This window comes from Shewanella sp. NKUCC01_JLK (genome assembly GCF_019345615.1).
GTDB classification, from domain to species: Bacteria; Pseudomonadota; Gammaproteobacteria; order Enterobacterales; family Shewanellaceae; genus Shewanella; species Shewanella oncorhynchi.
This window is the reverse complement of record NZ_JAHKRD010000016.1, coordinates 1-11,547: the sequence shown is the minus strand read 5'-3', so window position 1 is coordinate 11,547 and position 11,547 is coordinate 1. Positions and strand designations below refer to the sequence as shown.

Here is an 11,547-nt window from a genome sequence, read left to right as displayed (position 1 = left end):
TTATGGAGCTATGCAATGTTTTAAAGTATGACCGATCCCTCTACCCAAGTAAGGCGGTATTTTTCTATAAAACAGCCGATTCTGATTTTGTTCCTCTTGAAGCTGAAATCACTCGTATACGTGGTCAAAAAGCTGGATTCACTGAAGCATTTACTCCTCAATTTAAATCGAAAAACTTAGCACCCCAGGACCTTACACACTGTAATCCTCTAACGATTGAAGAGTGTTATGTTCCGCCAAATGTAGATCACATCTATTGCCGCTTCTCGCTAAGAGTACAAGCTAACTCGCTCAAACCCTCTGGCTGCAGCGATCCTGAAGTTTCTAGTTTGCTTGAGAAATTGTCCGCAGCATTTAAGGAGTGCGACGGTTACCAAGAGCTGGCGACCCGTTTTTGTAAAAATCTGCTGTTAGGAACTTGGCTCTGGCGTAATCAAAACTCTGGTAACACTCAAATAGATATTAAAACCAGTACGGGAAAGTGTTATCAAATCAGTAATACGAGGCAGTTAGCTTGGAATATTTGGTCTGATGAAGCCCGGACTGTTCTTGATGAATTAAGTAAAGAGATGCACTTAGCTTTGACTGATCCGAATGTATTTTGGAACGCCGATATTACAGCAAAAATTGAGACTGTCTTTTGCCAAGAGATCTACCCAAGCCAAACCTTTGGTGAAAAGTCCGCAGAAGGTGAAACTTCGAAACAGTTTACTAAGGTTAAATGTACTGATGGTCGTTATGCTGTGAGTTTTAATTCGGTCAAGATTGGTGCAGCTATTCAATCAATTGATAATTGGTGGGATCAGGACGATGTTAAACGATTACGAGTACATGAGTACGGTGCAGACAAAGAGCTGGGTATTGCACGACGCTCACCTGAATCTGCACTGAGTTTTTATACCTTATTTGTAAATGCAGAACGGTATTTAGCTGAACTCAACCAACAGGCAGCAGTGTCAGGGCATTCAATTCATCCAAATATTTACTATCTTTTTGCTGTCCTGATAAAGGGTGGCATGTTCCAGAAGAAAGCCGAAACAAAGAAGGCATAACATGCAGCGCTACTATTTTATGGTACGTTTCTTACCTGAAGAAGCAAACTTGGCCTTGCTAATGGGGCGTTGTATCTCAGTGATGCATGGGTACATCTGCAAAAATGAAATTAAAGGTCTTGGGGTGACGTTTCCTGCTTGGTCGGATGCCTCTATCGGTAATGTCATTGCTTTTGTTCATGCGAATGAAGCTGTTTTAAGCGAGCTGAAGCTGCAATCCTATTTTCAAGATATGAAAGAATGTGGCTTTTTTAGTCTTGGTAGCGTGAAAATTGTGCCTGCTGATTGTGCTGAAGTGATGTTCAAACGTAATCCGGCAATTGCAAAGATGTTCGTTGGTGAGGCCCGCAGACGCTTAAAACGCTTGGAAAAACGAGCGCTAGCGAGAGGGAAGGCATTTAGTCCTAGTAAAAATACGAATCCAAGAGAGTTTATTACTTTTCACCGGATAGCAATGAGTAGCGGTAGCAATAAGCAAGATTACCTTCTTCATATTCAGAAAATGGAAGCAAAGGAGCAAACTGAACCATTATTTAGTAGCTATGGGTTTGCTAGCAATTTACAACTAAATGGAACAGTACCGGAGCTATCTCGTCTTGTAGATAAAATTTGACCTTTTGGTTTAGTGTTTACTGTAACGTTTTAATTTTAAAGCCAATTATCTGTTTTAAAAATTATATGGTTATTTCCTTAATTTTGGATCTAGTAATTGATTTTATATAGGCTTATTTTATGAGTGTATAGTGACCTGCCGAATAGGCAGCTGAAAATTAACCACAGCGCCAATCGTGGCAATTTTGGTCGTGACCTGCCGAATAGGCAGCTGAAAATGTCGCCGGGAGTTAACACTTCCCCGCACTCGAGTGACCTGCCGAATAGGCAGCTGAAAATATCATCAAAAGTGGTAAAAGCCGACTCAAATCGTGACCTGCCGAATAGGCAGCTGAAAATTTAGTGAACAGTGTAAAATCCTTTATACCAAGGTGACCTGCCGAATAGGCAGCTGATAATAAAAACAATCGTTTCGACGTTTATGTTAATACAGCAAACTGCCGGATAGGCAGTAAAAGCCTCTTCTTACCCAATGTGGGAAGAGGCTTTTTATTGGCAATGCCCCAATTTTCGCTGGATAATTGTTTGAGTGGAAATGCGCCTTTTTAAGCTATTGATAGCCATTAAAAATCTAAAGTTTGATCAATTTTGAGGAAAATCACTACCAACACGACGGTAGACGTGAAAATAAATATTGATCAATTTCTAGCAAGCTTTTGGACAAAAATTGGTTAGTCGCAGCTAATGAAAAATGACGGTATTCAGTGCGAACCAGACTATGCAACTCTGATTCACTAGTTCACTTTAGGGCAAAATTTAATCAGCTATTTCATTTTACGGATTACCTGAAGTATGAAGAAAGCCTCAGTTCAAGTGACGATCCACTACACCGCATTTAGTGACCTTTGTGTGTCCGATTTTTAAGCTAGTTGCCAAGGTTCTCTAGGTATTTAACGAACGGAGCAAAATCACCTTTGTCAGCTTCCTTAAGGCAAGATATATAAGCTTTGCGCTCTTCACTTACTTTCTCTAGGTTGCCCTCTGCCCAGTTAAGCGGTGGCTCTTCTAGTAACACTATGCGAACAACATCGATAAATATACGCGAGTGCCTGCCGTTACCATTTGGGAAAGGGTGAATCTCAACAAGCTTGTGCTGTATGCGAGCGCTGAGTTCTAGATGTGAGAAGTGTTTGAACGTTACCCAACATTTGGCATCTTCCAGAAAATTGTAGAGATTGTGCCTTATTTGGGATGGATCGCAGCCAATGTTTAACTCTTTTTTCCGAGACGTCCCAGCCCAAGCCCAAACATCACCAAATAGATTCTGATGGAGGGCAAAAACGAACTCAACTGAGAAAATAGAATCCAGTGTTAGGCCAGAAATACCACTAACCCATTGCTGGCCTGCTAGTATATTGGATTGTTCAAGTTCGTTAAGTTGTTCTCTTGTTGTTACGTGTGGATGTTTCAACCCTTCCATATCATCTGGGTCAAGCGGTGTAGCACCTTCTGGTTCATCAATGATCAAAATACTTTGCCCTCCTTACTATTACCCCAAAGCTTACGCCCACCTGCACGCATAATTTCTTCGGCTAGCTCACTTATTAAGATATCTTCTTTCTCTTGGCTAACTGATTGTGCCTCTAGAAACATATTTTTAGACGCTTTCTTTACTTCTATTTTCGCAACCTTAAGCGCACGCTCTTGTATTATGTCAGAAACAGCCTTTTTAGGTTTTAGAGCGTATGAGAAGTCACAGTCTAGAGCTTCAGCTAGCTGTTTTAACTGATTTAGAGTTATGTCGCCATCCGCTTCGCGCCTTTCAAGAACTGATATTCTATTTCTTGTCATGCCAGCTCTTTCTGCTAGCTGGGCGCCTGACATATCAAGAGCCTTTCTTACTGTCCTAATCCAGCCCTCTTTAGGTGTTGAGGGGAATAGCGTTCCCTTAACTGCATCAACCAGTTCTCTGTACTGCCTTAACACCGTTTTTTTAACGGGTTGTAGCTTGCGCGGAGTTTTTTTAAAAGAGTACATAGTAACCTCGTTTTCCATTATCAACACATTAAATGTATTCTAAAACGGATACAGTTTCAAATTTAACGTATTTCAATATAATTACACTAATACGTCATACGTACCGAATTACAGATACAATAGATTATTTTTGCACCAATAAAAAGATACAAAAATGCAATAGCGTAACCTTATCCAGATACAAACACACTTGATAGCGGACTTTTCTTTGTGTTTAAAAGCGAGCTAAGGTTAGTCGGGCGCGCAAGACAATGGGGGCGAATAGCACTAGCCCAAGGCCAGCGTAAAATGACGGCATTCGGCGCGTGAACCAGACTAGGCAAGTCTGATTCACTAACACAATTTGGGACAAAACCTTGCTAGATTTTTTACTCTAATTAATTGGTTTCGGATTAATATTTGTAAGGCGATTATTGAACGTTAGTATTAAACCCGATAAACAAGCCATCCATTTTCGTTGCATGAACTGAACCGAATGATCTCCAAAAACTCATTTGGTCAAAACTCACAGCAGACTGAGCATCACAAAACAGTAGAAGTGATTAATCATATGCAGCAGAACCGGTCAATTGTGCCAGTACCACCACTTGGCGGTGCTGCACCAAATTGCACACACGGCTGTTACAGACTGCCCACTTCTACTGGCCTCAGGCTGCTGGTCTGTCCGCTCCCTCTCTTTAACTCACAAGGAGCGCCCACATATGTCCTGTTTTTTAGTTCTTATTAAATTTGAAATGGTTAACCATCATATCAATAGGCTTATCTATATCTACCCCTACTTGTTCCAAGACCTCAAAGAACCAAGAAAGATGCTCCCCTAGTTCTTCTGCATCTTCTTTTGTTACCGATAGTAAGCAAATCGCTATACGAGCCAACAATGCATCCTCATCGGTCAAGTTACGTATTGCACCACTACCGTCCAAATAGGCCCACCAAACATTTGCACACTTTCTATAATCCTGTTCAGACACAGTTCCTGCAATATAAGCTTTTGAAATTGAAATAGGATCAGGGCCATCACTGGAAAAACGGAATCCAAAGTACTCTACAATTTTTATTAAAAATCCAAGATATAAATTGACCGCTTCACGCTTGTCTAGCGGCCAAAGAATTGAACCTATATTCACTTATTTACTCCGAAGAAATTCAAAATATCGTTACAAGACGTGCAAATTTCTTTTACTGTATTATGACCATTGCCAGAAATTCCTATGTTCACTGCGCGCATAGTTCCACCACTTGGATCGACTCCTGCATTCATAGCTTTATCTAAACAAACTATTTCTGCACAGCCTCCATGCCACGGCTTTCTGGCTGAAGCAGAGGTCCCCATAAGTGCTCCAGTAACATCTGGATTATGAGAGACTATTTCGCCACTGACACCTGTAAATGTTTTATCACCTACTCTGAGTTCAGCTGCTGCCCCTGACTTCTTACCTGTCAGTCTAGCTGCGTCAGCAGCCGCTTCTGCAGTGTTTGTAACATCAGGCCCTCTACCAATCTTAAGCTTGTACTCAACGTACTTTTCAAGTGCGAATACAGTTCCAGCCCAAGCGGCTCCAGCTAGCGAACCTGTTCTATCATACTCTTCTAGTGCGGTTTCAACACCTTCAATGCCAGATTTTATACTATCAACCGCCTGTCCGGGTCCCGTCCAAGACAAAGCTCCAGACATATCGCCTTTGATTGAACTATAACCTTTGGCAAAGTTAGCATCATTACCATAACTTGGATTCTGTTTCTGCTTAGTACTTCCAATATCCGCAATATTATTTGTTTGCAATTTTTCATTTGAATTACCAGAAGCGCCATTACTACGAGATCCCGTCCCTTTCGAGCTTGAAGATGTCACCGAGAATGGACCAACAGCGCCTTTTTCTCTATACATAAACATTGCGAAATAACCCGTAGGATCTGTCCCTGCCAACGGATTATTCATTATGTAGCTATAGGGATTAACACTCTGAGTTGAGGTCGGACTCTGAATAAACGGATCCACACTCATAAACCTACCGAGGTTATAGTCGTAAATCCGCCCGTTCATATGAATTAACTGCTGTTCATTCAGATGCTCATGGTCGGTAAAACCGCGACGGTTTTGATTGGTGACAGCTAAATCCTGTAGTTGTGAGAGTGTCGTGTTTTTATTTTGGATATCTAACTGATGATTAACCCCCAGATCTGTAGTACGGCCAAAGGGGTCAAAATAGCGCTGGCTGACAATATTGCCATTTTGGTCGGCTAGGGTGGTGGCACTGCCCAGCCTATCTCGAAGAGTGTATTGAAGTAAGTGACCACGCTGTGAGGTATAACTGAGTACCGCAATGTCGTCTAAGTAAGCACGCCAACTACCATCACTGTCGGCTTCATAGTACTTATCGACATAATAGGTAGTTGTAGTCGTGCTACCAACGGTGCGGCTTTGCTTGGCGCGCATATTATCACTGCCATAGACAAAGCTTGTAGTGGCACCACGGCCAGAGACGCTCAGCGGCTTATCCATGGCGTTGTAGGTCATGGTGAGACCATCACCCACACGTAAATTACCGCGATTATCGTATTGAAAACTCACCGTCGTGCCATTGAGTTTATCTAGCTGGCACACTGCGTTTGGCTTGTAGCCACAGGCGCTGCCACCATAACGGTAGGCCGTGGTGCTATTGGCGCTGTAGTCGGTCTTTTTAAGGAAGTTACCCACCTTATCGTAGGCATAGTTAACTGTGGCGCTAAAGGTGGGATTGGTATTGCTAAAACTGTAGCTTTCCAATCGATTCAGGCTGTCGTAGTGGTAGCTTTTCGTCAGTCCTGTGACGCCATCACGCTCACTGGTGAGATTCATGAAATCATCATAGCCATCATAGTAGTGCGCATGAATACGACCGAGCGGACCATCCACTTCGACACTCGCCATGGTGCCTTCGCTGTAATAACTGCGGGATTCCGACATCACGCGGTTGGCTAAATCCGCCCCTGTAATATGGCCAGCTTCATCCATAGCAGTGATTTGACGATAGAGGTAGCCAGAAGCTGCATTGCTGGTCTGCTCGAGGTAACCATAATCGTTATAGGTATATTTCAGGGTTAAGCCGTTCGGGTATTCGAGCGCCTTAGGACGACCATAGAAACTATCGTATTGATGCTTAACCGTGCGGCTCACACCATCAACGGTCACTGTGGTTTGTGCCAGTTGCAGCGCGGGCGTATAGGCATAAGTGCGGGCGACACCGTTTTCAGTTTCAGAGGTGAGTAAGCCTTGTTTGAGCGTGTCCCACACAAAGGTGCCTGGGGCACTGCCGCCAGTGGTGGTTTTACTGGTGACGCGGCCGAGCACATCGAGTACGTAGGTTTGTACCACGCCATTGGCATCAGTTTGCTTATCCAGTTCGCCTACGCTGTTGTAACCGAAGACTGTGGTGCCCTGGTTAGGGTCAATAACTTGGGTTTTATGGCCAAAACCGTTGTAAGTAGACTTGATATCACTGTTGTTAGCATCGCGGATAACTAACGGTCTACCGGCGCTATCATAGGCAAAGCGGTTAGTCCCATTCTGTGCATCCACGGTTTCATATAACCAGCCTTGACTGCCATAGGTGCGCGACATCAAGCGTCCTTCAACATTGATATCCGTGGTTAACCCGTTATAGGTGTATAGGGACTCTAGCCCACCGGAGCGCCCATTAGGGATAGTTCGTCTGCCGGGCCTATCGAGCGCATCAAAATCACTGAACTCGGTATAATCTGCCGCCGTGCCATTACCATAGGGTGTCGATTCGCGGGTTAAGCGCCCAAGTGCATCATAATATTTATCTTGATACTGATAACCCCCATCAAAGCCTTGGGTTGCCGTGCGCAGTAAGCGACCTTGGCCGTCAAAATACTGCTCCGTTTCAGGGATACCGGCACCACTGGTGCGGGTCATCACCACGGGGATGTTGTCGTTGTCCTGGGGCGGATTATTACCCTCATTGGCGAGTAAATAGCGCAAATAGCGAGTCGGGCTGCCCGTCTGTTTGACCTGCACCGGACGACCGATACCGTCGTACTGGGTTTGGGTGACGATATTGTTGGGCGCTATCACTTTAGTGGGAAGCCCCAAGCCCATATCATATTCGGTAGTGGTGATATGGCCTTTGGCATTGGTGACCTTGTAAGGCAGATAGCCATCGTCAGCCTGAGTTGTGCCGTCTTTGGTGTAGGTAAAGCTCGTTTGCCTTGCCACCAAGGCACTACACGTACTGCTTTGCCCTGTGGTTTTGGTCCACAGTGGCAGACCGTAACTGTTTAATCCGGTTTCTTCGACGCGATTGCAACTGCTATCACTGGCGGTGAAAGTCACCTTAGTGGGTAACTTATGATTGCCATCCCAGGTATTGACCGTTTGCAATTGCCACTGCACCTTATCCATCGTGCCGACGGGGTCATCTCCCCAATTGCGCAGGGCTATATCGTGGCTCGTCTTTATCGAATTGAACTTATTGAGCCACCAATTATTAATATCGGGCACATAATCAGTTTCCGTCACACTAGTATAGGTATTCGCCTGGCCCTTTATGTAGTCTGTAACCGATTGAGTTTGCTTTTTAATATTACCCGATGCATCAACATCACTGGCACTTACTTGTACATCTTGTGTTGATAAAGGCGTGCCTTGCAAGTCCCAACTTTGCTGTAGCGAACGGGTTTGAATATTGTGGTAAACACCGCTTATGGTGTGCTGTGGATTATCTGCCCAAGTGTTAGTCACTTGGTTAACGGTAGTCGAGCCCACGCTGACCGTTTGCTTGGTTAGCAGTCCCACCTCAGGGAACTTCTGCTTGAAGATGCTATGCACCGTCTTATCTCGCTGCATATCCTTCTCCCAGATTTGATTAAATCCGGTAAAGCCGCGTCCTCGCAGGTTATACATTGCTCCTTTATAGGCATATTGGGTTTCATTTTCGCCACGCTGTCCGTTGTTTTGCTTAAAGGACTGCACCACATACATACTGGAAGCAAAATGAATATAACCATCACCTAGTTTCAGATTATCAGTAACATACGTCTTACTTTGGTCACCGCTACCACTTCCTGTTGATAAGGGCTTGTAATCCCAAGTAGATACTTGATTAAAAGGGCCCATGGCTGAACTTAATCGTTCTAATGGACCATAATCTGAATGTGTTTGTCCGTTTCCAGAACCATAACTTCTCGAAATATAAGCACCGCTATGATTAAAAATTGATAACAAATTTGAATCTGAATTTGAATAGTCTAGATTGTTTCCAGTAGTAAGCCCAGATAAAGGTCGGCTACCATATGTTGATATTAGATCGATATTGCCATCACCAAAAGCATCAATAAACTGTGACTCATATGCCGTACCTATAAATGATGTTGTAACTTTTCTTGCAGAATATGTACCATTTTCAGTTTCATCAAAATATATGGCATCAAATTGATAAAGTGAATCATCTAAAAGATAGGCATTTATCAAAATCTCATTGTAAGGATAAATAGTATCACCAGGATTCAACGCTATTGCCTGATATAATTGATCACCACACAACTTTTCATTCCTTACAACTGCGCATGCTGTTATAAGTCTCTTTCCTGGGATAATCAACTCCTGTTTACCATCATTATTTATATCTTGAACGTTAATAGCATTTAAATACTTTGGAATGGTCAAATCTAAAATAGCTGCAACCCCAAACCCACCATTAACAACATGGGTATAACTTCTCTGACTTAAAAGTTCTCCATTATCAAGTGTAATTTTATTGCCAAACTCCCCCTCTCCAATGTTGAGTTGCAACGTTAAAAGCCCTCTATCCCAACCGAGTAAGTCTGCTAAGCCATCTCCGTTAACATCAATAAATTTATGAAAATACATTTGCTTTTTTGGATTAGGGGTAAAATGATCAAAAGGCATAATATCCTTCAAAATAAATAATGGCTGGCCTGGCTTACTATTATTTAGTAATATTTTATATGGCTTTCCATCCGGCATGCCTTTATAACCATCATCAAATTTCTCCAAAACAAAATCATCTAGACCATTTCCATCAATATCACCTATTGCTGTAATAGATTCAATTGCAGCATAGTTATATTGAGTGCCTAAAAAACCTTTATTGACAGCAAGATCATATATACGTGAAGGATTGTTTTTATCATAAAATGGCATTGTATTGGATTTGTTGTGCAAATATACATCGATGTGCACCTTACCAGAGTCCTCACCATCAAAAACAACTTTATATATTGTTAAATCAGGAAAACCATCACCATCTATATCAGATGAAGATAATAATCTATCATAATTATTTACATATGAAGGAGAATGATTTACATCTGCAGAATCTGGTATTTTATATAATATCCCAGTGTTATGGTAATTAGAGTTTGATGAACCTGTCTCACTTGAATAACGGATATTTAAATAGCCGCCATATCCATTAAAAGCATCGTTAACCCCATCTTGATCAATATCCATTTCCAAGCATGAATATGTAAATGAAGTAAGCGACCGATAGCAAGAATAGTTTATTCCTTGAAAGTTACCACCTATATTTTGTTGCTCCGCATTTGTGTTTACTCCAACAAAATCACGAGTACCATCACCATTCATATCTCCTTGAGGTATTACTTCATGAATACGATTAACACCATAAAATGGCTCCGTATTCCCTATTGTTAGAATTTCAGGCTCAGCAACATAATTGCTATCTAACCAATTAAATGTTGTTGGCAAAGTACATTGATTATTACTAGTGCACATCTGAATGCTAGCGACTAAACTTCTCGATGATACTTTACTATAAACATACTCCACTATATATTTTCTTACCAAGTTATTACTAGAATTGTACACGCCTATTTCATTTATGCGTTTAATATTCTGAATTTTTCCTTTCCCAACGTATTGAGTGGATATATCATTTCTATTTTCATACCCAAAGGAAATAGACCACTCACCTTTAAAATTATTATTCCCAGTATAGTATATTTTACTTAGTAAGCTTTCGCCCAAGACAACATTATTATCATATTCATAATCAATGGTATTAGTTCCATTAGAATAAGACTCTTGCGTTATTTTCCAGCTTAACACTGTGTTTAAATCGCTCGGCACGAATCTACTGTTAGCACTCGCACCATATATTGCCAAACTTCCATCCGACTTATAAACAGTAAAGCTACTATTACTATCATTAATATTGCCGTGCTGGACAACCTTTATGAAGGAGTCCATCTCTGTTCGATATTCAGTATTACTTACTCCATAACTACCATTAATAGCAATCAAACGCTGGCCATCAAGGCATAATCTATCAGTTGAGGAATTAAAAGTGACCGAGCGTGTAAAACCGTCTTGAGCAAATGTGGCACTACAACGACTAATGCTTGAGTCAGCATTAAGGGACCAACCTACACCTAAAATTCCATTACCACCTTGGGAATTATAACTGAGTGATACCAAAGGCTGAACACCATTACGCCCTGGAGGTAAATCGATCGGGATGTGATAAATTGCTTGCCCACCCGACACTCCAGCTTTCCCTTTAACCGCAACAGTACTTAAGTCAGTTATATCGGTTAATACAGGATCGATTATTGTTGCATCACCAACATTAACAGTTGATGTATTCATCCAATCTGGCGGCAATAACACACTGACCGCGGCAGAGGCTTTCCAACCACTGCAACCAGATGCATTGCAGGCCTGCACTTGGTATTTGTAGCTGCCATTTTGGCGCCCAGTAACCGTGTAACTCGGGGTGGTCGCTGATGTGATCGTTGTCCACGCCCCATCACTCACGCTTTCTTGCAACGTGTAACTTGTGGCCGTCGATGCCGCGGCCCAGCTTATCGCTATACTGCCGTTCGTCACCGTCGCACTGGGGACATTGATGCTCGCGGGCAC

Annotated in this window: 6 protein-coding genes and 1 CRISPR repeat array; of the genes, 2 read left to right on the top strand and 4 right to left on the bottom strand. The window is 42.3% G+C overall.

Annotated features, from left to right (window positions below):
• Positions 1-2 precede the first annotated feature (2 nt).
• Together csy3 and cas6f are read left to right on the top strand one after the other, a co-directional pair.
• Complete coding sequence (csy3, locus tag KO537_RS16780) at positions 3-1,052, top strand: type I-F CRISPR-associated protein Csy3 (protein ID WP_219235027.1); 1,050 nt, start codon at positions 3-5, stop codon at positions 1,050-1,052.
• A gap of 1 nt (position 1,053) precedes the next feature.
• On the top strand, positions 1,054-1,665 hold the full coding sequence (cas6f, locus tag KO537_RS16775; protein ID WP_219235026.1) for a type I-F CRISPR-associated endoribonuclease Cas6/Csy4: 612 nt from the start codon (positions 1,054-1,056) through the stop codon (positions 1,663-1,665).
• A gap of 130 nt (positions 1,666-1,795) precedes the next feature.
• Positions 1,796-2,063: direct repeats of the CRISPR family, unit length 28 nt; unit sequence GTGACCTGCCGAATAGGCAGCTGAAAAT.
• A 466-nt stretch (positions 2,064-2,529) separates the two neighbouring features.
• On the opposite strand, the gene KO537_RS16770 is transcribed toward cas6f, so the two are convergent.
• The 4 genes from KO537_RS16770 to KO537_RS16755 all read right to left on the bottom strand — a co-directional run bounded on the left by KO537_RS16770 (position 2,530) and on the right by KO537_RS16755 (position 11,442).
• Positions 2,530-3,132 (bottom strand): mobile mystery protein B, encoded by a 603-nt coding sequence (locus tag KO537_RS16770; protein ID WP_219235024.1) that lies wholly within the window; start codon positions 3,130-3,132, stop codon positions 2,530-2,532.
• On the bottom strand, positions 3,129-3,659 hold the full coding sequence (locus KO537_RS16765) for a mobile mystery protein A (RefSeq protein WP_251071138.1): 531 nt from the start codon (positions 3,657-3,659) through the stop codon (positions 3,129-3,131). The genes KO537_RS16770 and KO537_RS16765 overlap by 4 nt, the downstream gene beginning before the upstream one ends.
• Positions 3,660-4,354: 695 nt before the next feature.
• Positions 4,355-4,768 (bottom strand): hypothetical protein, encoded by a 414-nt coding sequence (locus tag KO537_RS16760; RefSeq protein ID WP_219235022.1) that lies wholly within the window; start codon positions 4,766-4,768, stop codon positions 4,355-4,357.
• Positions 4,765-11,442 carry a SpvB/TcaC N-terminal domain-containing protein gene (locus tag KO537_RS16755; protein ID WP_346729630.1) on the bottom strand — a complete coding sequence of 2,226 codons (6,678 nt, stop codon included), beginning with the start codon at positions 11,440-11,442 and terminating at the stop codon, positions 4,765-4,767. The genes KO537_RS16760 and KO537_RS16755 overlap by 4 nt, the downstream gene beginning before the upstream one ends.
• Positions 11,443-11,547: the final 105 nt, after the last annotated feature.